Below are 23,374 nucleotides of genomic sequence, written 5' to 3'. Positions count from 1 at the left end.
CCTACGCCGCGACGAGATACGAGAAGACGGACTCGAGGGACTCGTCGGACGGCGAGACCGTGAGCAGGCGGATGCCGTGGGCCCGGGCGACCGTCGGCAGCAGCGTCGTGAACCGGCCGAAGTCGACGGCCTGGACGCGCAACGCGCCTTCCTTGAGGTCGACCTCGATACCCGCTGTGGACGGGTCCGCGATCAGCGCGGCGGCCAGGGCCCGGTCGTCGCTGGAGCGGATCAGATAGCGGTGGGGGCGGTCCGTCATGAGCCTGCGGATCTTGCGGAAGTCGCCACTGGCGGCATGGCGCCCGGCGACGATCACCTCGATGTGGGAGGCGAGTTGCTCGACCTCTTCGAGGATGTGCGAGGAGAAGAGAACGGTGCGCCCCTCGTCCCCCATGCGTCGCAGCAGGTCCATGAGTTGCATGCGCTGGCGCGGGTCCATGCCGTTGAACGGCTCGTCCAGGAGCAGTACGGACGGTTCGTGGACGAGCGCGGACGCCATCTTCACGCGCTGGCGCATGCCCTTGGAGTACGTCGAGATCTTGCGGTCCTGCGCGTACTCCATCTCGACCGTGGCGAGCGCCTTGCGGGCCTCCTTTGTGCCCAGGCCGTGCAGTTCGGCGTTGGCGACGACGAATTCCTCTCCCGTGAGGAAGTCGTACATCGCCTCGCGCTCGGGGACGATGCCGATGTGGCGGTAGATCTGTTCGTTGCGCCAGATCGGCTGTCCGTCGAGCGTCACCGTCCCGTTCGACGGGGCGAGGAAGCCGCCCATCATGTTGATGAGGGTGGACTTTCCCGCGCCGTTCGGGCCGAGCAGGCCGGTCACGCCGGGGCCGATCGTCATCGTGACGTCGTTGACGGCCACGACGTTGCCGAACCAGCGTGAGACGTGGTCGATGTTGATGGCGGTCACAGTCCGACCTTCCGGTAGCGGCGCATCAGCAGTCCGTAGGAGCCGGCGATGAGCCCGAGTACGACGAGCAGATAGACCACGCCTTGGCCCGTGGAGGGGCCGTCGGCGCCGGGGAAGGCGGAGGTGGCACCGAGGAAGGCGGTCTGTACGCCGTCGATGAGCGTGATCGGTGAGAACAGGCCGAGCCAGGACACCGCGCTCCCGTTGTCCTGCGTGTCGGCGATCGCCTGGACCGTGGAGACCGCCCCGTAGGAGATGGTCAGGACGGCGATGACGGCGGCGATACCGAACCCGCGGCGGGGCGTGACGGCGGAGACCACGAGTCCGATTCCGGCGAAGAGCAGTGACAGCAGCGCCACGGAGACCAGTCCCTGGGCGAATCCCTTGGTCTGCTCGGTGAAGTCCAGCTTGGCGAGCAGAGAGCCTACATAGAGGACGAGCAGCGGGGCGGCCGTGAGGACGAACAGAGCCGACGCCATGGCGGCGTATTTGGCGGCTACGTAGTCCACTCGCTCGATGGGGCGCGAGAAGTACAGCGGCACCGTCTTGAAGCGCAGATCGCGGGAGACGGCCTGCGGCGCCTGCGAGGCGACATAGAGGCCGATCACCGCCTGGAGGACGATCGCGTAGCGCGTGTAGTCGACCGGGAGGTCCTTCGCCTTGGTGGCGACGGCGACCGCGACCATGATCAGCGCGGGGACGCACATCACGACGAAGAGGAGCATCGGCAGCACTTTGGACTTGGCCGAGCGGCCGAGTCCGTACGCGCCGCGCAGGCTCTGGGAGAACAGCGAGCGGCGGGCGTACGCGCGGCCCAGGCGGGCGCCGTCGTAGTGGCGGTAGCCGATGTTGTGGATCTGGGTGGACGCACGGTCCGTGGCCATGGGCTCAGTGGTCATCGCGCGAGCCTCCCGTCTGCTGTGCGGTGGGGCGGAAGACCTCCGCGATGTGGTGCCTGCGCTGCTCCATGCGGATCAGGCCGAGGCCGAGGTCGGCGACGACGTCCCGGACGATGTCGTACGTCTCCTCGCCCTGTGCGGTGATCAGCACGGTGTGGCCCGCGCCGGGCAGCTCACCGCCGGTGGTCGTCTCGATGCCGCGCCGGGCGAACGCCTCCCGCAGAGCGGCTGTCCCGTCCGGGTGTTCGTCGCTGTCGGTGACCTCGACGGCGAGCGTCGCCGTGTTCTGTGTGAAGTCGGTGGTGGAACTGGAGCGCAGGAGCTTGCCGCCGTCGATGACGACGACGTGGTCACAGGTGCGCTCCAGCTCACCGAGCAGGTGCGAGGTGACGAGGACGGAGATGCCGAAGTCGGTGTGGACGCGGCGGATGAGGTCGAGCATGTCGTCGCGGCCGACCGGGTCAAGGCCGTTCGTCGGCTCGTCCAGGAACACCAACTGCGGGTCGTGAACGAGGGCCTGGGCCAGCTTCACGCGCTGCTTCATGCCCGTGGAGTAGCCGCCGATGGGGCGGTAGCGCTCCTCGTACAGCCCGACGTGGCGCAGTGTGTCGGCGGTGCGCTCGCGGGCGGCGGTGGGCGGCAGCCCCGACATGCGGGCCATGTGGACGACGAACTCGGTGGCCGAGACGTCGGGGGGCAGGCAGTCGTGCTCGGGCATGTATCCCACGCGCTCGCGGATCTCACCGCCCTTGGTCGCGACGTCGAGACCCAGCACTTCGGCCCGGCCCTCCGAGGCGGGGGACAGACCGAGCAGAATCTTGATCATGGTGGACTTGCCGGCTCCATTGGCCCCGACGAGTCCGGTCACCCCGGGCCCGATGTCCATGGTCAGCCGGTCAAGTGCGGTCACCCGGGGGAACCGCTTGCTCAGGCTTTCGGTCGCGATCACAGTCACGGTTCGACCGTAGTGGCGCAGGACACTCGGTTTCGTCAGACCACAGGGTCGACCTGTATGAGACCTGAGTATTACGGGTCCCTAGGGATCCCCCCTGAGTAGCCCTCGGCCTGCGGATCTGTCACCCGTGACGGTGGCGGGTCTGTGCACAACGCGGTCGTTCTCCACAGACTGTCGCGGACCCCTTGACGCCGCCGCCGAGCATTGTCACATTCATCAGTGTCAAGTTACGAGCGCGTAGGGCGACGGCCCGGTCACGGGTGGCCGCGACACGGACGGACGGTGGCATGGCCTCAGCAGGGGTAGGGGAGCTCTCCGCGGATCTGCGGGGGTTCAGAGCGGTCCAGAGGCTCGCGTACGAGTGCGCGGAAGCGGTGGCGGCGCAGCTCGTCCCCGGTGTGACGGAGCGGGAAGCGGCCCGGATGCAGCGGAGATGGCTGCGCGAGCGCGGGGTGCGGGACTGGTTCCATCTGCCCTTCGCCTGGTTCGGGGACCGCACGGCGTTCGTGAACTTCCGGGTGCCGCTCCAGTTCTTCCCCACGAACCGTGAGCTCGAGCCGGGGATGCCGTTCATCCTCGACATGGCCCCGGTCCTCGACGGCTGCACGGCGGACATCGGGTACTCCGGCTGTCTCGGCCTCAACCCCCTGCACGACAAGCTGCTCTCCGACCTGGAGGCACATCGTGAGCTGCTCCTGCGCGAGGTCCGCGAGCGGCGCCCGCTGCGCGAGATCTACGAGGACGTCGACCGGTTGATGGCCCGCCAGGGATATGCCAACCGGCATCGCGCGTATCCCTTCGGTGTCATCGCGCACAAGATCGACCGGGTCAAGGTGCGGCGGGTCGACCCCACCCTGTTCGGTTTCGGCACACAGGCGTTGAAGGGGCTGGCGAGCGACGCGCTGCACGGGCACCGGGACGGCTGGTCACCCTTGTGGTCCCCGTACCGGTTCTCCGATCACCCGCCGCACCCCGGTCTGTGGGCGGTGGAGCCGCATCTCGGGTTCCGTGGGACGGGCGCCAAGTTCGAGGAGATCCTTGTGGTGACCGACTCGAAGGACCCGGTGGAGAGCGCTTTTTGGCTGGACGACGATCTGCCGCACGTGCGGCGCTGGGCGGAGGGCATCTGATGACGGACCTCATGAGGATCCATGGCGCGCGCGAGCGCTGGGTGCGTACGGGCGGGATCGTGCTGTGCGTCGTCGAGCTGGGCGACGCGGCCCGGCCGACGATCGTCCTCGTGCACGGGTATCCGGACTCCAAGGAGGTCTGGTCGGAGGTCGCCACGCGCCTCGCGGACCGCTTCCACGTCGTGCTCTACGACGTCCGCGGGCACGGTCGCTCCACAGCGCCGACCCCGTTGCGCGGTGGGTTCACCCTGGAGAAGCTGACCGACGACTTCGTGGCGGTCGTCGACGCCGTGAGCCCGGACCGGCCGGTCCACCTGGTGGGCCACGACTGGGGGTCGGTGCAGTCGTGGGAGTTCGTCACGGTCAGCCGCACCCAGGGCCGCATCGCCTCCTTCACCTCGATGTCAGGCCCGTCGCTCGACCACTTCGGTCACTGGATCAAGAACCGGGTGAAGCGGCCCACGCCCCGCAAGGTGGGTCAACTGCTCGGGCAGGGCGCGAAGTCCTGGTACGTGTACATGCTGCACACCCCGGTCCTGCCCGAGCTGGCCTGGCGCGGACCGCTGGGCAAGCGCTGGCCGAAAATTCTGGAGCGTGTGGAGAAGGTGCCGTCGGGCGACTACCCGACGCCCTCGCTGCCCTCCGACGCGGCACACGGGGCATGGTTGTACCGGGACAACGTACGGGCGAGGCTGCGCCGACCGCGTGACGACGCCTACGCGCACGCGCCCGTGCAGCTCATCACGCCTCTCGGGGACGCCTTCCTCTCCCCTCGGCTCTACGACCGGCTCGAACGGTGGGCGCCCCAGTTGACCCGCAGGTCGCTGCCGGCCAAGCACTGGGTGCCGCGCACCCGGCCCGACCAGCTCACGGCCTGGATCGGCGAGTTCGTCACGGCGCACGAGGAACAGGGGGCCGGTGTGTCCGGCGCGCGCAGAGCGGCCGACGGCAGGTACGCGGACCGGTTCGGCGGGCAGCTCGTCCTGGTCACCGGCGCCGGCAGTGGCATCGGCCGGGCCACCGCGTTCGCGTTCGCCGAGGCGGGCGCGCGCGTCGTCGCCGTCGACCGGGACGCCGAGGGCGCTTCCCGGACCGCCGAGATGGCGCGGCTCGTCGGGGCACCCGAGGCATGGGCCGAGACCGTGGACGTCACGGACGAACAGGCCATGGAGAAACTCGCCGAGAAGGTCGCCGCCGAGTACGGCGTCCTCGACGTCCTGGTGAACAACGCGGGGATCGGTCTGTCGGGGTCCTTCTTCGAGACGTCGCCGGAGGACTGGAAGAAGGTCCTCGACGTGAACCTGTGGGGTGTCATCCACGGCTGCCGCCTGTTCGGCAGGCAGATGGCCGAGCGCGGGCAGGGCGGCCACATCGTCAACACCGCGTCGGCGGCGGCGTACCAGCCCTCGAAGGCGCTCCCCGCCTACTCCACCTCCAAGGCCGCGGTGCTCATGCTCAGCGAATGCCTGCGCGCCGAGCTGGCCGGGCAGGGCATCGGGGTCTCCGCGATCTGCCCCGGCCTGGTCAACACCAACATCACCGCGACGGCCCACTTCGCCGGGGTCGACGCCGAGGAGGTGAAGCGCCGCCAGAAGAAGACCGCGCGCCTGTACGGCCTGCGGAACTATCCGCCGGAGAAGGTCGCCGACGCGATCCTGAGCGCCGTCGCGCAGAACAAGGCGGTCGTCCCCGTGACGCCCGAGGCCCGCGGTGCCCGCCTCCTGTCGCGCTTCGCTCCCGGGGCACTGCGGGCGATCGCACGGCTGAACCCGCCGCTGTGAACCCGGAAGGTGGCACGCGTGGTCATGCCCGGGCAGCGGGGTGCGACCGTGTGCCGGCCTGTGCGCCCGGTCGTACCATCGCTCGTGGAAGGATGCGCCGCTCAAGGCCGTCGACCGTGCGGCGGCGTCGTGCGGGTGAGCGGCCGGGGCTTCCGCGGGGACGAACAGACACGGCCAGGGGGTGTGAGGTGTGACGGAGCAGCAGTCGGTCCCCGAGTACCGGATCGAGGACCTGGCCCATCACAGCGGTGCCACGGTCCGCACGATCCGCGCCTACCAGGACCGCGGGCTGCTGCCCCGGCCCGAGCGCCGCGGCCGGGCCAACGTGTACACCTCCGCGCATCTGTCCCGGCTGCGCCAGATCGCTGACCTGCTCGACCGCGGCTACACCCTGGCCTCCATCAAGGAGCTCCTGGAGGCCTGGGACGCGGGCCGCGGCCTGGGCGGAGTGCTCGGCCTGGTCGCCGAGGTGGACGGGCCGTGGACGGACGAGCGGGCGGGGCGCATCACGCGCGCGGAGCTCGACGAGCGGTTCGGCGGTCACCCCGACGAAGCCGCGGTGCGGGACGCGCTCGACCTGGGCGTGCTCGAACCCGTACCCGGACGCGACGACGAATTCCTCGTACCGAGCCCTCAAGAGCTGGCCGTCGCAGCGGAGTTGTACGCGGCGGGCGTGCCGCTTCCCGCAATCTCCGGCCATCTAAGGGAGTTGCGCGGCCAGGTCGAGCACATTGCCGCCCGCTTCCTGGAGTTCACGACCGAGCACGTGTTCGCGCGCTATCTCGGTCCGCACCCGCCGACCGACATCGAAGCCGCAGAAGCCGCGTCGCTCGTACGGCGTCTGCGACCCCTCGCCCAGCAGTCGGTCGATGCCGAACTCGCGCGCGCCATGCGCCTGTTCGCGACGCGGCACCTGCACCGTCACCTTTCCGAAGGCGTCTCTCCCGCTCCTGGAGAAGAGCGGCAATCCGTGGCGATACCCGCCGACACAATGCGCGCGGTGCGGGAGCTGGTTGGTCCGGAGAACGTCGCCGCGTTCGTCGCCGCGGCCACTGAACGCGAGGTACAAGCAAGGACATTGGACGCCCTTGCGACAAAAGGGGCTTAGCGGTACATAGTTGGCCAACCCCCGCAGGATGGCGCCCAGTTATCCCCAGTTACGTCAACACGCCTGTGGATAAACGCACTTGGCTGTGGATCAAACATGCGAGTCCGATCGCGCGCGTGAAATGTGCGTGCACTGCGGATGACGCCCACCGGACCGGCTCACCCGCTTCCGTGTGAGCCGAGCCGAAGTGCCTCGGCGCCGTTCGTCCCGGGCACCTCAAGCACCACCCGCCCCTTCCGCATACGCTCGCAGGCATGACCGACACGGCCCGTACGCCCCAGACCCCGTTCCGCCTGAGCACCGTGATCCTGCCCTCTCGCCGCTGGCACGAGGGTGCCCGTGAGACATGGCGGCAGGCCGAGACGCTGGGCTTCCACACCGCGTACACGTACGACCACTTGTCCTGGCGCGTGCCGTTCCGCGACGGCCCCTGGTTCGGTGCCGTCCCGACACTGACCGCCGCGGCGGGCGTCACGGAGCGACTGCGCCTCGGAACCCTCGTGACGTCCCCGAACTTCCGGCACCCCGTCACGCTCGCCAAGGAACTGATCTCCCTCGACGACATCTCGGGCGGCCGGATCACGCTGGGCATCGGCGCCGGCGGCACCGGTTTCGACGCGAGCGCCCTCTCCCGCAGCGACCAGGAGGCATGGACGCCGCGCGAGCGGGCCGACCGCTTCGCCGAGTTCGTCCCCCTGCTCGACCGGCTCCTCACCGAGGACACCGTCTCCCACGACGGCACCTTCTACTCGGCGAGTGGCGCCCAGAACATCCCGGGCTGTGTGCAGCGCCCCCGGCTGCCCTTCGCGGTGGCCGCGACCGGGCCGCGCGGACTCCGGCTGGCCGCCCGCCACGGACAGGCGTGGGTGACCACCGGCGATCCGAAGCTGTACGAGACGGGCACCCCCGAGGAGTCGATTCAAGCCATTCGCGGCCAGGTGGAAAGGCTGACCGCCGCGTGCGAGGACATCGGCCGCGACGTGGCCGAACTCGACAAGGTCCTGCTCACCGGGTTCACCCCGGACCGCGGTCGTCCCCTGGAGTCCGTCGACGCCTTCGTGGACTTCGCGGGCCACCACCGTGAGCTGGGCTTCACCGAGATCGTCCTGCACTGGCCGATCCCCGACACCGTTTTCGCGGCCGACCAGAAGGTCTTCGAGGCCATCGCGACGCAGGCCCTCGCCCAGCTCGGCTGACGCTCTGGCCGTACCCGCCCCGGGGCGGCCCGCGACGGCCCGTCGCGACACAGGGCAGGCGGGGCGCATGCGCCAGGAGAGCACTCATCTGCGCGCCCCGCCGCACGCCCGTGCACCCGGATGAGCGACGATGGAGCGGTGACCTCACCGACTCCTGGGCCCCGGACCCCGGCCCCCTCCGCCCCCGCGCCCCGGCTGATCGCCACGGATCTCGACGGCACGCTGCTGCATGACGACAAAACCGTTTCCCCTCGGACGGTGGCCGCCTTGGCCGCCGCTGAGGAGGCCGGTGTCGAGGTCTTCTTCGTGACGGGCCGCCCGGCCCGCTGGATGGACGTCGTCAGCGACCACGTACACGGTCACGGTCTCGCGATCTGCGGCAACGGCGCCGCCGTCGTGGACCTGCACGGTGGCCCCGGGCACCACCGGTTCGTCAAGATCCGGGAACTGCCCGTCCCGGACGCGCTCGACGTCGTACGCCTGCTGCGCGCGGCGGCCCCCGGGACCTCGTTCGCGGTCGAACGGACCGGCGGCCTGCACCACGAGCCGACGTATCCGCCGCTGCATCTCGACCCGGGCGAGAGCGTCGCACCGGCCGAGAAGCTGCTCACCGCGGACCGCGAGGGCTCGGCCGTGGCCGACCAGCCGGTTCTGAAGGTGCTCGCGTTCCACCCTGAACTCGGCCCCGATGAGTTCCTGGCCCTGGCGCGCGCCGCCGTCGGCGACCTGGCGGTCATCACCCGCTCCAGCCCGAGCGCCCTGCTGGAGATCAGCGGCCGGTCCGTCTCCAAGGCCAGCACGCTCGAACTGTGCTGCGCGGAGCGCGGCATCTCCGCCGCCGAGGTCGTCGCCTTCGGGGACATGCCCAACGACATGGAGATGCTCGCCTGGGCGGGTACGTCCTACGCGATGGGCAACGCGCACCCCGACGTGCTGAGCGCGGCGACGGGCGTCACGGCGACCAACAACGAGGACGGCGTGGCCCGCGTCATCGAGTCCATCCTGGCCGCCCGCTGACGCGGCCGAAGGGGCGCACCGCCGCCCGCGCGTGCGGCAGGCCCTAAAGTCGCACGCCCCGTTCGGCGAACCACTGGACCGGATCCACCCCGGACCCCCAGTACGGCGTGAGCCGCACCTCGAAGTGCAGGTGCGGCCCGGTCGAGTTGCCCGTGGTCCCGGACTGGCCGAGCCACTGCCCTGCCCGCACCTTCTCGCCCTGGTCGACGGTGACGGCCGCGAGGTGCGCGTACTGCGTGCAGTAACCGCCCGGATGGCGCACGACGACCTCGATGCCGAAGCCGCCGCCGCAGGACACCTTGACCACGCGCCCGCCACCGGCGGCCCGCACGGGCGTTCCGATGTCGACCGCGAAGTCCTGCCCGGTGTGCCGGTGCGACCAGCGCCCGCCCGCCTCGTCGAAGCCCGCGGACAGCTCGTAGCTCTCCACCGGGGGCACCCACGCGCGCGGGGCGTGGAATCCCGGCTGGTCGAGTCGTACGGCACCACGGCACTGGCCGGCCGTCACCGACCGGTCGGCGGCACCCTGCAACTCCCCCTGCGCCTGTGCGAGTCGGCGCTCGATGCGCTTCTTCAGTTGAGCCAGCCGAACGGTGCGCTCCCGTAAGGAGTGCCATTGGGCGGTCGCCTCGCGCTGCCCTTCGGCGAGTTTCCGCTCGGCGCGACGGCTTCTGCTCACGGCATTGTCGAGTGCCAGGTCGGCCTGCCAGGCGGCCCGTTGTCCGTGCACCAGCTCTTCGGGGTCGGTGGACAGCAGCATCCGTGCCGTGAGGGGGAGGTCACCGCCGCTGCGGTACTGGGCGCGGGCGATACGGCCGAGATCGTTGTGGAGGAGTGTGATGCCGCGCCGCTCCCTTGCGAGCAACCGCTCCGTGCGTCGCGCCCTTGCCTCCTGGACGTGGGCCGCCCTGCGCCCTGCCTCATAGCGCTGCGTCGCAGCCGACGCCTTCTCGAAGAGACGCGCCACCCTGGTGCTCGCCTCTGGCTCCTCCGCCTTGGTACTCGGCTCTGGGCCCTCTCCGCCCTGCGCGGGCGCGCACGGCCCGGTGAGAGCGAGGAGCGTGAAGAACGCGCACAGCAGCACCGTGACGACTGAGGAGCGGCAAGGACGTGGGCGCATGACCGGGATGCCTGCCCGTGCCCTGCGTCCGCTCGTGCGCAGACTCGTACGGCTGGGGGAAACCTTGCCCCGTACGGCGCAGGGACGTACCGCCGAACCGGGTACCGACAGCGCCCTGCCCGTGACCCGCTCGGTCACCGGGGTCGTCAGTGAGGTGCCTGCCAGACGACGGCCGTGCCACCCCCGTCGGCGCCGGTCCCGGGCCCGTACCAACTGTCGCCACCCAGTGACTCGGCGCGCCTCTTGAGGTTCCTCAGGCCGCTGCGCCGACCGCCCTCCGGGATGCCGACGCCGTCGTCGGCGACCGTCAGGCGGACGCCGTGCGCGCCGTCCGGGAGGAGCGCGGTCGCGTCGACGACGACATCGATCCGTGACGCCTTGGCGTGCCGGAACGCGTTCGAAAGGGTCTCCCTCAGGGCCGCGATGAGGTTCTTGCCGGTGAGTTCACCGACGACCGCGTCGACCGGTCCCACAAAGCGGTGCGAGGGCGTGAACCCGAGCGGCACAGCGGCCATGTTGATCTCCCGCAACACGCGGGTACGCAGGTTCGACGGCGCCTCGGCAGGGCCCTGCTGGAGCGCGAAGATGGCGGTGCGGATCTCCTGGATGGTGACGTCCAGCTCGTCGACGGCCTTGCCGACGCCCTGTTGCACCTCGGGCACCACGGAGCGGCGCTGGGCCGTCTCCAGCATCATCCCGGTCGCGAACAGGCGCTGGATGACGAGGTCGTGCAGATCGCGTGCGATACGGTCGCGGTCCTCGAAGACAGCGAGCCGTTCCCGGTCGCGCTGTGCCTCGGCCATCATCAGCGCCAGCGCGGCCTGCGAGGCGAACTGCGTGGCGAGCGTGCGCTCCACCTCCGAAAAAGGACGCTCCCCACGCGCGCGGGGCGTCACCAACGTCCCCAGGACGCGCCCGTCGCTCCGGAGCGGCAGCAGCATGGCCGGGCCGTACCCCCGCGCGAGGTCGGTCATCGCCCTGGGATCGGTGGCGGAGTCGTCGATGAACACGGCTTCCCCGCCCAGGAGTTCGGAGATGATCTCGCTCTCAGGCGGGACGATCACGCCGAGCGCGGCGGAGGGCTCGTCCGAGGCGACGGCGACGATCTCCATGCCGCCCTCCTCGGTCGGCAGCAGCACTATGCCGGCGGCCGACTCGGAGAGCTTGCGTGCTTGTTCGGCGACCACTTGCAGCGCCTCGTCCGCGTCGCCGCCCGACAACAGCGCGGTGGTGACGGCCACGGACCCGTCGATCCACCGTTCCCGCTGTCTGGCCGCTTCATAGAGGCGTGCGTTGCCGATGGCGATGCCCGCCTCCGTGGCGAGCACCCTGACCATGTCCAGGTCGTGGTCGTTGAACTCGCCGCCCCCGCGCTTCTCCGTGAGGTAGAGGTTTCCGAAGATCTCCCCCTGGACGCGGATGGGCACGCCGAGGAAGGTCCGCATCGGCGGATGGTCCGCCGGGAACCCGCAGGAGCGCGGGTCGTCCGCGAGATCGGCCAGGCGCAGGGGTACGGGGTCGTGGATGAGCGCGCCGAGCAGTCCCCGGTGCCCGTCGGGCAGCCGTCCGATCCGGAGCGCGGTCCGCGCGTCGATGCCGTGGTACACGAAGTCCGAGAGTCCGTGGCCGTCCTCGGCGATGACGCCGATCGCCGCGTACGTGGCGTCGGCCAGTTCGGCGGCGGTCTCGCAGATCCGGTCGAGCGTGGAGTGCAGCTCCAGGCCGGTGCCGACGGAACGCATCGCCTCCAGAAGCTGCGGCACGCGCGCGGTCAGCTCCGTGGACAGCCCTTGCAGGTCGTGAGGGGCCGCGGTGGGTTCGCCCGGGTTCGGAGCGGAGGATGCCGGGGACGCTGCCATGCCCTTGAGCCTAGATAGTCCCGCTTAGGGTGGAAAGTCGGATTCCTTGCTCCGCCGTGCTCTCGCGCTCCCGGAGCTGCCGCAGCGGACCCTCCACGAGGGCCAGGTCGGCGTACGGGCCACGCTGGACGACCCGTCCGCCGTCGAGCACCATCACCTCGTCGACCGCTTCCAGACCGGCGAGCCGGTGCGTGATCAGCAGCGTCGTACGTCCCCGGGTGGCGTCCAGCAGATCCGCGGTGAGCGCATCCGCCGTCTCCAGGTCGAGGTGCTCGGCCGGCTCGTCCAGGACCAGGACCGGGAAGTCGGCGAGGAGCGCGCGGGCCAGCGCGAGCCGCTGCCGCTGCCCGCCCGAGAGCCGCGCGGCGTGCTCGCCCACCAAGGTGTCGAGCCCGTCGGGCAACGCGTCCACCCACTCCAGGAGACGTACGCGACCGAGCACGGCCCGCAGTTCCTCCTGGGTCGCGTCCTTCTTGGCGAGCAGCAGATTCTCTCGGACGCTGCTGTCGAAGAGGTGGGCGTCCTGGGCGCACAGCCCGACCAAGCGGCGTACGGCGTCTCCTTCGAGCGTGTCGGCCTCGATGCCGCCGAGCGTGTAGGTCCCGGCGTCCGCGTCGAGGAAGCGCAGCATGACCTGGGCCAGCGTGGTCTTGCCCGATCCGGAGGGGCCGACGACGGCGATCCTGCGACCGCGCTCCAGGGTGAGATCGACCCCGTCGAGTGCGGGCCGCGACTGCCCCTCGTACCGGGCGACGAGATCCCGCACGACGACCGGGAAGGGGTCCCGCGGCGCCTGTGCGGTCCGCTCCGGCTCCCGTACGGGTTCGGGGGCGTCCAGGACCTCGTGGACGCGCTCGGCGCTCTTGCGGACGCGGTGGCGGTACTGGACGGCGAGCGGCAGTCCGAGCACCGCCTCGAACGCGGCCAGCGGCGTCAGGACGACGACCGCCATGGTGACCCCGTCGAGCTGACCGGCGCGGACGCCCTGCACCCCGGCCAGTGCCGCGCCGGCCACGGTCAGGCCGGTGATCAGCGCGGTGAGTCCGTCCCCCAGCGCGGTCGCGGTGGCCGCGCGCGACGCGATCCGGGTGAGCACGGAGTCGGCCTCCGCGGCTTTCTTCGTACGGCGGGGGAGCGCACCGGCGACGGTGAGTTCCGCGGTGCCGGTCAGCAGCTCGGCCACCCGGGTCGCGAGCACCCCGCGCGCGGGGGCCAGCCTCCGTTCCGCACGGCGGGCCACAGCCCCGGAGAGCAGCGGCACACCGACCCCGGCGAGCAGCAGTCCCACGGCGAGTACGGCACCGGCCGCGGGCAGCAGCCATGCCGTGAACGCCACGGAACCCGTCCCTACGAGGGCCGCGACCGACGCGGGCAGCAGCCAGCGCAGCCAGTAGTCCTGGAGGGCGTCCACGTCGGCGACGAGCCGGGAGAGCAGGTCACCGCGCCGGGTCGCGCGAAGGCCGGCGGGCGCGAGCCGTTCCAGGCGCCGGTAGACGGCGACCCGGGTGTCGGCCAGCATCCGCAGCACGGCGTCGTGCGACACGAGCCGCTCCGCGTACCGGAAACAGGCCCGGCCGATGCCGAACGCGCGCGTGGCCGTCACCGCGACCATCAGGTACAGCACGGGCGGCTGCTGCGAGGCCCGCGAGATCAGCCAGCCGCTGGTCGCCATCAGACCGACCGAGCTGCCGAGCGCGAGCGCCCCGAGCAACAGCGCGAGAGCCAGGCGCGAGCGGCGCGGACGCGCGGCGGCCCGGAGGCGGGTGAGGACGTGACGCCGCCGGTCGTCGGGCACTCCCGGTGTTCGACGGGCCGCGGGAACAGCGGGGGCCGCCGCGGAGACATCACCGGTCGCGGGGACGGCAACGGTCGCGGGAAGGGCGTCGGCCGTACCCGGCTCGCGCGTCCCCGACGCCGCCGCGAGGGGCTGACCTGACGACTGAGCCGCGCCGGGGATCTCCAGACGGACCACCCGATCATCCGCGCCGGGCGCCTCCAGACGGACCACCCGGTCGGCGACGGCGAGCAGGGCCGGCCGGTGCACGACCAGCACCACGGTGCGGCCCACGGCCAGCCTGCGTACCGCCTCGACGATGCCCGCCTCGGTCTCGCCGTCGAGTGCGGCCGTCGGTTCGTCGAGCAGCACGACCGGCCGGTCGGCGAGGAAAGCCCGGGCCAGCGCGAGCCGCTGCCGCTGCCCCGCCGACAGGCCGGACCCGTCCTCGCCGAGTTCGGTGCGCATCCCGTCGGGCAGCGCCTCGACGAATGCCAGCGCCCCGGCCTCCCCCAGTGCGGCCAGCACCGCCGCGTCGTCGGCGTCGGGGCGGGCGAGCCGCACGTTGTCCGCGATCGTCCCCGCGTACAACTGCGGTCGTTGCGGAACCCACGCCACGCGCGCGTGCCACTGTTCCCGCTCCAGTGTGGACAGCTCGGCACCCCCGACAAGCACCCGCCCGGCGCAGGGACGTACGAAGCCCAGCAGAGCGCCCAGGAGCGTCGACTTGCCCACCCCGCTGGGTCCTACGATCGCCACGGTCTCCCCGGCGGCGACGGCGAAGGAGGCATGGGAGACGGCGTCGTCGGTGCGTCCCTCATAGCGGACACAGACGTCGTCGAACACGATGTCCATGGCGGCCGGGACCGGCTCCGTCCCGGCCGGCGGCAAGGGCGTCTCCAGGACGGCGAAGATCTCCTCGGCCGCCGCGAGCCCCTCGGCCGCCGCGTGGAACTGGGCCCCGACCTGGCGCAACGGCAGATACGCCTCGGGCGCGAGGACAAGGATCACGAGTCCTACGTAGAGGTCCATGGAGCCGTGGACGAGCCGCATGCCGACGGTGACGGCGACCAGGGCGACGGACAGGGTCGCGAGCAGTTCCAGGGCGAAGGACGACAGGAAGGCGATCCGCAGGGTCCGCATCGTCGCCCTGCGGTACTGGCCCGTGATCGTGCGGATGGACTCCGCCTGCGCCTTGGCGCGGCCGAAGACCTTCAGCGTCGGCAGACCGGCGACCACGTCGAGGAAGTGCCCCGACAGCCTGGACAGCAGCCGCCACTGCCGGTCCATGCGGGACTGGGTGGCCCAGCCGATGAGGATCATGAAGATCGGGATGAGAGGCAGGGTGCCGACGATGATCGCGGCCGACACCCAGTCCTCGGTGACGACGCGGGCGAGCACCGCCACGGGTACCACCACCGCGAGCCCCAACTGCGGCAGATAGCGGGAGAAGTAGTCGTCGAGGGCGTCCACACCGCGCGTGGCGAGGGCGACCAACGAGCCGGTGCGCTGCCCGCTCAGCCAGCCGGGACCGAGCAGCGAGGCCCGCTCCAGCAGCCGGCCCCGCAGCTCCGACTTGACCGCCGCGCTCGCCCGGTGCGCGGCCAGTTCGGTCAGCCAGGAGACGAGCCCCCGCCCGGCCGCGACCACCACCAGCAGCAGCAACGGCGTCCGGAGCTGAGCGACGTCGAAGCCGTGCTGGAAGGCCCCCACCACCACCTCGGCGATGAGCATGGCCTGAGCGATGACCAGACCGGCCCCGGCGGCGCCGAGGACGACCACGGCCAACAGGAAGAGGCGGGTGGCCCGGGCGTACCGGAGCAGGCGCTGGTCGATCGGTTTCACGTGAAACACACCCTCACGGAGGCACGTCGGCCCGAAGGCACGGAGGCAGGTCGGGTTCAGTGCGCGGCGTCGGCGATGTGCTTGGTGCCGATCCGCTTGCGGAACACCCAGTAGGTCCACGACTGGTAGAGCACGACGAGCGGTGTCGCGATCACCGCGAGCCACGTCATGATCTTCAGGGTGTAAGGGCTCGACGAGGCGTTGGAGACCGTGAGGCTCCAGTCCGGGTCGAGCGACGACGGCATGACGTTCGGGAACATCGTCAGGAAGAGCATCGCGAAGGCCGCCGCGATGGTGATGCCGGAGAAGGCGAACGACCAGCCTTCACGCCCCGCCTTGATGGCGCCGATCGCCGCGACGAGCGCGACCAGGGCCACGACCAGCGCGATGAGCGAATCGCCGTCCCCCTTGTCGGCCTGGGTCCAGCCCAGGAACGCGAGCGCCAGCACCGCGGTGACCAGCCCGAGCGTGAGCGCGAACTTTCGTGCCCGTGCCCGGATGTCGCCGAGGGTCTTGAGCGAGGCGAACACCGCGCCGTGGAAGGTGAACAGCGTCAGCGTCAGCAGGCCGCCGAGGATCGCGTACGGGTTCAGCAGGTCCCAGAGGTTTCCGGCGTACTCGAAGTCCCTGTCGATCTTCACACCGCGCACGATGTTGCCGAAGGCCACGCCCCACAGCAGCGCCGGGATCAGCGAGGTCCAGAAGATCGCGTGTTCCCAGTTGGTCTGCCACTTCTCCTCGGGTCGCTTCGCGCGGTACTCGAAGGCGACACCGCGCACGATGAGGCAGACCAGGATGAGCAGCAGGGGCAGGTAGAAACCGGAGAAGAGGGTCGCGTACCACTCGGGGAAGGCCGCGAACGTCGCGCCGCCCGCCGTGAGCAGCCACACTTCGTTGCCGTCCCAGACCGGGCCGATCGTGTTGATCAGGACCCGCCGCTCGGTGCGGTCACGGGCCAGCAGCTTGGTGAGGACGCCGATCCCGAAGTCGAAGCCCTCCAGGAAGAAGTAGCCGATCCAGAGGACCGCGATGAGGACGAACCAGACGTCGTGGAGTTCCATGACTGAAGCGCTCCCTTGGCCCTAGTAGGAGAAGGCCATCGGCTTGTCGGCGTCACGGTCGCCGCCGATCTTGGTGGGCGGGTTGAGGTCGTCGTCGGTGAGCTCCGGCGGACCGGCCTTGACGTACTTGACCAGCAGCTTGACCTCAATGACGGCGAGCACCGCGTACAGCAGGGTGAAGACGGACATCGAGGCGATGACCTCCCCCTGCGAGACGCTGGGGGAGACCGCGTCGCGGGTCTGGAGGACGCCGTAGACGACCCACGGCTGACGGCCCATCTCGGTGAAGATCCAGCCCCAGGAGTTGGCGATCAGCGGGAACCCCATGGTCCACAGGGCGACCATCCAGTAGAGCTTGGTGAACTTCGGGCTGAGGACCTTGCTCTTGAAGAGCACCAGGTTCGGCGCCTCGTCCTCGCCCGTCCTCAGGTGCTGCGGCAGCATGAACTTCTTGCGGGTGAGCCAGAGTCCGGCGAGGCCGAGGGCGAAGGACGCCATGCCGAAGCCGATCATCCAGCGGAAGGCCCAGAAGGTGACGGGGATGATCGGCCGGTAGTCACCGGGCCCGTACTTCTCCTGCTCGGCCTTGTTGGTGTCGTTGATGCCGGGGATGTACGAGGTGAAGTTGTCGTCGGCGAGGAACGAGAGCACACCAGGGACGGAGAACTCGACGGAGTTGTGGCCCTTGCTCACGTCCCCGTAGGCGAAGATCGAGAACGGCGCCGAGTTCTGTCCGTCCCACAGCGCCTCGGCCGCGGCCATCTTCATCGGCTGCTGCTTGAACATGACCTTGCCGAGCTGGTCGCCGCTGATCGCGGTGAGCATGCCGGCGATGACGACGGTGATCAGACCGAGCCGCAGCGAGGTCTTCATCGTCGCGATGTTCTTCTTGCGCGCCAGGTGGAAGGCGGCGATGCCGACCATGAACGCGCCGCCGGTGAGGAACGAGGCGGACAGCGTGTGGAAGGCCTGGGTGAGCGCCGTGTTCTGGGTGAGCACCTGGAGGAAGTCGGTGAGCTCGGCTCGTCCGGTGGCCTTGTTGTACTTGTAGCCGACTGGGTGCTGCATCCAGGAGTTGGCCGCGAGGATGAAGTACGCGGACAGGATGGTGCCGATGGACACCATCCAGATGCAGGCCAGATGGATCTTCTTCGGCAGCTTGTCCCAGCCGAAGATCCACAGGCCGATGAAGGTGGACTCGAAGAAGAACGCGATCAGTGCCTCGAAGGCCAGCGGCGCCCCGAAGACGTCACCGACGAAGCGGGAGTAGTCGGACCAGTTCATGCCGAACTGGAACTCCTGCACGATGCCCGTCACGACGCCCATCGCGATGTTGATCAGGAAGAGCTTTCCCCAGAACTTGGTGGCCCTGAGGTACTTCTCCTTCTCCGTACGCACCCAGGCGGTCTGGAGCCCGGCGGTCAGCGCCGCGAGCGAGATCGTCAGAGGAACGAAGAGAAAGTGGTAGACGGTGGTGATGCCGAACTGCCATCGCGCCAGGGTCTCCGGCGCCAGAGCCAGGTCCACTGCGTCATCTCCTTACATCACCGCCGCCGAGCAGCGGTTTGCCCCTTTAATCCCGCGCTTATCCGGAGGAACCGGGACGCGCTTGTGAACGCGTTCACATTCACAAGCATTATGTCGTACTGGTGGTCGGAATCCGAAGGGGGGTCCCCTTACTGCGAGCAACGCCACAGTGGGCCACGTCCGGGGCGCCTGAGGACACAAAGACGCGCGAGGCGCCCCGTGCCGCCTCGCGCGTCGTCGCGCCCCCTCCCGCGAGCTCAGAGCTCCTTGCGGAACGCCTCCGCCGCGTGCAGGAAGACGTCATTGGCCTCGGTCTCCCCGATCGTGGCCCGCACCCCTTCACCGGCGAACGGCCGCACGACGACCCCGGCCCGCTCGCACGCGGCGGCGAAGTCCATGGTCCGCTCACCCAGCCGCAGCCACACGAAGTTGGCCTGCGTCTCCGGCACGGTCCAGCCCTGCGCCCGCAGCGCCCCGAGCACCCGGCCGCGCTCGCCGACCAGCGAACCGACCCGGCCGAGCAGTTCGTCCTCCGCGCGCAGCGAGGCCACCGCCGCGTCCTGCGCGAGCTGGCTGACGCCGAAGGGGACCGCCGTCTTGCGCAGCGCCGCCGCCACCGGCTCGTGCGCGACGGCGAACCCGATCCGCAGCCCCGCCAGCCCGTACGCCTTCGAGAAGGTGCGCAGGACCGCCACGTTCGGCCGGTCCCGGTAGATCTCCACCCCGTCCGGCACATCGGGGTCGCGGATGAACTCCCGGTACGCCTCGTCGAGGACGACCAGGATGTCGGCGGGCACACGGTCGAGGAATCGTTCCAACTCGGGGCGGCGAATGGCGTTGCCCGTGGGGTTGTTGGGGTTGCAGACGAAGATGAGACGCGTGCGGTCGGTGATCGCGTCGGCCATGGCGTCGAGGTCGTGGTCCTCGTCGGGCGTGAGCGGCACCCGCACCGACGTGGCCCCGCTGATCTGCGTGATGATCGGGTACGCCTCGAAGGACCGCCACGCGTAGATGACCTCGTCCCCCGGGCCGCTCGTCGCCTGGAGCAGTTGCTGGGCGACACCGACCGAGCCCGTGCCGGTGGCCAGGTGCGAGACCGGCACCCCGAAGCGGTCCGCCAGCTCGGCCATCAGGCCCGTGCACGCCATGTCGGGGTAGCGGTTGAAGCTCCCGGCCGCGGCGATCGCCCGCTCCATGACACCGGGCAGCGGCGGATACGGGTTCTCGTTGGAGGACAGCTTGTACGCCGCCGGCCCCCCGGCGGCGGCCGGCTTGCCCGGCTTGTAGGTGGGGATACCCGCCAGCTCCGCGCGCAGCTTGGGGTTGGTCTCGCTCACCGCAGTCCTCCTCGTGGCCACCGATCCAATACTGCTTACCTTATGAGGATTGGCCGCCCGCCCCAATGGGTCAGGACCTTCCCGCGCGCGCCAAGGCCGAAGGAAGGCGTACGGGGTGGGGGGAGCGCTCCGCGTCCTCGCGCGCGCCGGTGGCTCGCGCCGTGGCGCGCATCACCCGTGAAGGTGAGTTGAGACCTACTCGCAACATCGCCGACTTGGCAGGCTCGCACGTACCAACAAGTGACGTAGTACCTTCGGGGCCGCCAACTCCATTGTTTTCCAAGGTCATTGACGGCCAATCACCTTGCAGAAACGTGCCTGTCAACGCGTGCATATGCACCCCCGCCATGCAGCCGCATGAGCCCTACTATCGGCTCGCCATGACAGCAGCAGGGAAGCACCAGGTGAGCCGGGCGGAGACCCCCCGCAGGGGCACCCGGCCGGGTCGCGCAGGCATCAGAGACGTTGCCGCCGCCGCCGGGGTCTCGATCACAACTGTCTCCGATGCGCTCAACGGCAAGGGCCGGCTCCCGGACGCCACCCGACGCCATGTCCGCGAGGTCGCCGACCGGTTGGGCTATCGCCCCTCCGCGGCCGCCCGCACGCTCCGTACCGGCAAGTCGGGCCTGATCGGCCTGACCGTGACGACCTACGGGGATGAACCTTTCACCTTCACCGAGTTCGCCTACTTCGCGGAGATGGCGAGAGCCGCGACATCCGCCGCGCTCGCCCGCGGCTACGCCCTCGTCATCCTGCCCGCCACCTCACGCCACGACGTGTGGTCGAACGTCGCCCTCGACGGCACCGTCGTCATCGACCCCTCCGACCACGACCCGGTCGTCAGCGAGCTGGTCCGCCAGGGCCTGCCCGTCGTCTCGGACGGACGTCCCGCGGGCACCCTGCCCGTGACCGCCTGGGTCGACAACGATCACGAGGCCGCCGTCCTCGGCATCCTCGACCACCTCGCCGAGGCCGGCGCCCGCCGCATCGGCCTGCTCACCGGCACCACCACGGACACCTACACCCACCTCTCCACCTCCGCCTACCTGCACTGGTGCGAGCGGATCGGACAGGAGCCCGTCTACGAGTCCTACCCCGCGCACGACCCGTGCGCGGGCGCCGTCGCCGCCGACCGGCTGCTCGCCAGGCCCGACCGCCCCGACGCGGTCTACGGCCTCTTCGACCCCAACGGCACCGATCTGCTCGCCGCCGCCCGCCGCTACGGCCTGCGCGTCCCGGACGACCTGCTGCTCGTGTGTTGCAGCGAGTCGACGGTGTACGCCACCACCGAGCCGCCCATCACCACCCTCTCGCTCAAACCGCGCCGCATCGGCACGGCCGTCGTCCAACTGCTCATCGACGCCATCGAGAGCGTCGACTCCGACCGGCCGGTCGAGCAGGTGATACCGACCGAACTCATCGTGCGGACCTCCTCGCAGCGCCGTCCACCCCGCACCACGGTCAGCCCGCCCCGCTCCTCGGGGCAGGGCTGACCGCCCGTCCGCCCGAAGTCGCTCCCGGCGGACGAGAGGAAAAGTCCACACCAATTCGGGAGAAAAGTGTGGTGAACAGCCGCCCGTCACCGATTCACCACCCCTGGTGCATCACACAGCGCGAGCCGCATTCCTATGATGGGCGGACGACACCGCGGGCCGCTGCGACCAGGCAGTCCGATCCGGTGCACAGGCGGCGCAATGGTGGAGGGGTCGATGACTCAGGGGGCCGGTCAGGGACCCGCAGCGCGCACGGAGACGCTGCGTGACTTCCGCGTTCCCGCGTACGTCCATGACGTACCGGCGAACGTGATGCCGACCGATCCTGTGCCCGGCTCCCCCGAGGCGGCGGACTATCCGGACGGATACACGCCGACGGAGCGCGACCTGCCGGTCATCAACCGGGGGGACACGGTGCAGGTGGAGGTCGTACAGCCGGTGCAGCGCACCGCCGACGAGATGGGCCCGCTGTTCGTCGTCGGCGACGTGCACGGCTACCTCGACGAGCTGCTCGCGGCGCTCCACGAGAAGGGCCTGGTCGACACGGAGGGCACCTGGGCCGCGGGCAACGCGCGGCTGTGGTTCCTCGGCGACTTCACCGACCGGGGACCCGACGGGATCGGCGTCATCGACCTCGTGATGCGCCTGAGCGCCGAGGCCGCCGCCGCGGGCGGCTACTGCAAGGCGCTCATGGGCAACCACGAGCTGCTGCTGCTCGGTGCGAAGCGGTTCGGCGACACCCCCGTCAACTCCGGGGCGGGCACCGCCACCTTCCAGGCGGCCTGGTTGCTCAACGGCGGCCAGAAGGCCGACATGGACCGCCTCCAGGACGTACATCTCCAGTGGATGTCCCGGCTCGACGCGATCGAGATCGAGGACGACCACCTGCTCATGCACTCGGACACCACCGCCTACCTCGACTACGGCGACTCCATCGAGGCGGTCAACGACACGGTCCGCGAGACGCTCACGCGCAACGACGCGGACGAGTGCTGGGACCTGTTCCGCAAGCTCACCAAGCGCTTCGCGTTCCGGGACGGGGAGTCGGGCCCCGGCGCCGTACGCGAACTCCTCGGCACCTACGGCGGCTCGCGCGTCGTCCACGGCCACAGCCCGATCCCGTACCTCCTGGGCGAGGTCGGCACCGAGGACGCCGACGGCGAGGACAGCCGGCCCGTCGTCGAGGGCCCCCATGTGTACGCGGGCGGACTGGCCATCGCCATGGACGGTGGCGTGACCATGGCCGGAAAACTGCTGGTCCAGCAACTGCCCATGGATATCTGAGAGTTACTTGGGCAGTCGCGGTAAACGGAGGATCCGGCTGGCCGGCGGGCCAATTTCCGGAAACCCCCTGTCACCGCCTGCCGTGACCGCTCTACCATCGGCCTATCCGTAGCAGGCTCCCCTCCGTTTCTGCCCGACGGCTCGTAACCATGCGGGCCACCAAGCCCTACGGAGCATCGGGGGATGCACATGAACAGCGCTCCGCATTTGCTGAACGAGGACCGCCCCGAGTTCGAGCGGATCCTCGATGAGGCGCTGCGTACCGCACCCAACCGCCCGGATCTCGCCGCAGTGGGCCAGCGGCTCAACCGCGAACAACTGCGCACCATGGCACTCAACGCGGCGGCACTGATAAGCACCGCTGCCGCCACCGAGTACGAGCACTACACCAAGGTCCGCGACGAGCTGCGCACCGCCCCGCGGTCCGCCCGTCCGCTACGCGAAGGAGGCACTTCCGGCACGGCCGAGTCCGGTGGCAGCTCGCTGGGGTTCGCCGCCACCGTGGGCGAGGTCGCGGAGACCACGGGACCCGGGGTCGCCGCGGTCGCCGTCGTGCTCGCCCCGGTCCTCGCCGGGACCGCGGCCGCGATCTTCCTGCTGGTCGGCTGCATCCTGAAAATGCTCAACCCACCGCCCGACTTCGCGGACACCCTGCTGTCGGTCGGCTGGGTCTTCGGCGCACTCACCGCGGCGGGCATCCTCGTCGCCGCGGTGTGCCTGCTCCTGACGGCCCTGCGCAACGGTTCGACCTCGCTCCAGGCAGGCGCCGACAGCGAGGCCAACGAGGAGGTGACGCGCGCCAGGGAAGCCTGGGGCAAAGCCCTCCTCGAACGCGGCATCGTGCCGTTCCTCCGGGATGCCCAGGCGGGCCCGCCCACAGGCGGCACCTCGCTGGGCGGCGGCCCCGCCAACCGCATGCCCCAGCTCGGCTACAACAGGCCGGGGTTCAGCAGCCCCGACGGCGGCGGTACGGCCACGGGGCAGCGCGCCGGCTTCTCCAGCCCGGACTTCACCAGCCCGGACTTCGGCGGTCCGGAGCACCAGCCCGACTGAACCGCCGACCCCCGGCGAAGCA

General features: G+C 70.3%; 17 protein-coding genes. 8 read left to right on the top strand and 9 right to left on the bottom strand.

What is annotated here, in order from left to right; genetic code table 11:
- Position 1 precedes the first annotated feature (1 nt).
- Genes ACIRF8_RS24985 through ACIRF8_RS24975 form a run of 3 tightly spaced genes read right to left on the bottom strand, consistent with a single transcriptional unit; the run spans position 2 to position 2,761 of the window.
- Entirely contained in the window at positions 2–913 is a 912-nt protein-coding gene (locus tag ACIRF8_RS24985; RefSeq protein WP_404217844.1) for an ABC transporter ATP-binding protein, read from the bottom strand.
- On the bottom strand, positions 910–1,812 hold the full coding sequence (locus tag ACIRF8_RS24980) for an ABC transporter permease subunit (RefSeq protein ID WP_404217841.1): 903 nt from the start codon (positions 1,810–1,812) through the stop codon (positions 910–912). Before ACIRF8_RS24980 ends, ACIRF8_RS24985 begins: the two co-directional genes overlap by 4 nt.
- Positions 1,802–2,761 (bottom strand): ABC transporter ATP-binding protein, encoded by a 960-nt coding sequence (locus ACIRF8_RS24975; protein WP_404218198.1) that lies wholly within the window; start codon positions 2,759–2,761, stop codon positions 1,802–1,804. The genes ACIRF8_RS24980 and ACIRF8_RS24975 overlap by 11 nt, the downstream gene beginning before the upstream one ends.
- A gap of 293 nt (positions 2,762–3,054) precedes the next feature.
- Between ACIRF8_RS24975 and ACIRF8_RS24970 the strand changes: the two genes are divergently transcribed.
- From ACIRF8_RS24970 to ACIRF8_RS24950, 5 genes are all read left to right on the top strand, one after another.
- Positions 3,055–3,897: a M24 family metallopeptidase gene (locus tag ACIRF8_RS24970; protein ID WP_404217838.1), complete on the top strand. Its 843-nt coding sequence runs from the start codon at positions 3,055–3,057 to the stop codon at positions 3,895–3,897.
- Positions 3,898–3,908: 11 nt separating this feature from the next.
- Positions 3,909–5,678, top strand: coding sequence for an SDR family oxidoreductase (locus ACIRF8_RS24965; protein WP_404218196.1), 1,770 nt, complete (start codon positions 3,909–3,911; stop codon positions 5,676–5,678).
- A gap of 190 nt (positions 5,679–5,868) precedes the next feature.
- Entirely contained in the window at positions 5,869–6,786 is a 918-nt protein-coding gene (locus ACIRF8_RS24960; protein ID WP_404217835.1) for a MerR family transcriptional regulator, read from the top strand.
- Positions 6,787–7,040: 254 nt separating this feature from the next.
- Positions 7,041–7,982: an LLM class flavin-dependent oxidoreductase gene (locus ACIRF8_RS24955; RefSeq protein ID WP_404217832.1), complete on the top strand. Its 942-nt coding sequence runs from the start codon at positions 7,041–7,043 to the stop codon at positions 7,980–7,982.
- A gap of 120 nt (positions 7,983–8,102) precedes the next feature.
- Positions 8,103–8,999, top strand: coding sequence for an HAD hydrolase family protein (locus ACIRF8_RS24950; RefSeq protein WP_404217829.1), 897 nt, complete (start codon positions 8,103–8,105; stop codon positions 8,997–8,999).
- Positions 9,000–9,042: 43 nt separating this feature from the next.
- On the opposite strand, the gene ACIRF8_RS24945 is transcribed toward ACIRF8_RS24950, so the two are convergent.
- The 6 genes from ACIRF8_RS24945 to hisC form a co-directional block, all read right to left on the bottom strand.
- Positions 9,043–10,119 (bottom strand): M23 family metallopeptidase, encoded by a 1,077-nt coding sequence (locus ACIRF8_RS24945; protein WP_404217827.1) that lies wholly within the window; start codon positions 10,117–10,119, stop codon positions 9,043–9,045.
- Positions 10,120–10,265: 146 nt separating this feature from the next.
- Positions 10,266–11,978 (bottom strand): GAF domain-containing sensor histidine kinase, encoded by a 1,713-nt coding sequence (locus ACIRF8_RS24940; RefSeq protein ID WP_404217825.1) that lies wholly within the window; start codon positions 11,976–11,978, stop codon positions 10,266–10,268.
- A 10-nt stretch (positions 11,979–11,988) separates the two neighbouring features.
- A complete protein-coding gene (cydD, locus tag ACIRF8_RS24935; protein ID WP_404217823.1) occupies positions 11,989–15,597 on the bottom strand; it encodes a thiol reductant ABC exporter subunit CydD in 3,609 nt (1,202 codons plus the stop codon).
- 56 nt (positions 15,598–15,653) lie between these two features.
- Entirely contained in the window at positions 15,654–16,658 is a 1,005-nt protein-coding gene (gene cydB, locus ACIRF8_RS24930) for a cytochrome d ubiquinol oxidase subunit II (RefSeq protein ID WP_404217821.1), read from the bottom strand.
- Positions 16,659–16,679: 21 nt separating this feature from the next.
- Positions 16,680–18,185 carry a cytochrome ubiquinol oxidase subunit I gene (locus tag ACIRF8_RS24925; RefSeq protein ID WP_404217819.1) on the bottom strand — a complete coding sequence of 502 codons (1,506 nt, stop codon included), beginning with the start codon at positions 18,183–18,185 and terminating at the stop codon, positions 16,680–16,682.
- A gap of 257 nt (positions 18,186–18,442) precedes the next feature.
- A complete protein-coding gene (gene hisC / locus ACIRF8_RS24920; protein WP_404217817.1) occupies positions 18,443–19,522 on the bottom strand; it encodes a histidinol-phosphate transaminase in 1,080 nt (359 codons plus the stop codon).
- A gap of 380 nt (positions 19,523–19,902) precedes the next feature.
- On the opposite strand from hisC, the gene ACIRF8_RS24915 reads away from it, so the two are divergent.
- The 3 genes from ACIRF8_RS24915 to ACIRF8_RS24905 all read left to right on the top strand — a co-directional run bounded on the left by ACIRF8_RS24915 (position 19,903) and on the right by ACIRF8_RS24905 (position 23,352).
- Positions 19,903–21,015, top strand: a complete 1,113-nt coding sequence (locus tag ACIRF8_RS24915) for a LacI family DNA-binding transcriptional regulator (RefSeq protein ID WP_404217815.1) — start codon at positions 19,903–19,905, stop codon at positions 21,013–21,015.
- 216 nt (positions 21,016–21,231) lie between these two features.
- Positions 21,232–22,299 carry a metallophosphoesterase gene (locus ACIRF8_RS24910; protein ID WP_404217813.1) on the top strand — a complete coding sequence of 356 codons (1,068 nt, stop codon included), beginning with the start codon at positions 21,232–21,234 and terminating at the stop codon, positions 22,297–22,299.
- A gap of 183 nt (positions 22,300–22,482) precedes the next feature.
- Complete coding sequence (locus tag ACIRF8_RS24905; protein ID WP_404217810.1) at positions 22,483–23,352, top strand: hypothetical protein; 870 nt, start codon at positions 22,483–22,485, stop codon at positions 23,350–23,352.
- Positions 23,353–23,374: the final 22 nt, after the last annotated feature.

The sequence above is a fragment of the Streptomyces sp. NPDC102406 genome (assembly GCF_044765725.1).
Classification (GTDB): Bacteria; Actinomycetota; Actinomycetes; order Streptomycetales; family Streptomycetaceae; genus Streptomyces.
The sequence above is the reverse complement of the archived record's forward strand: the minus strand, read 5'-3'. Positions and strand labels throughout refer to the sequence as shown.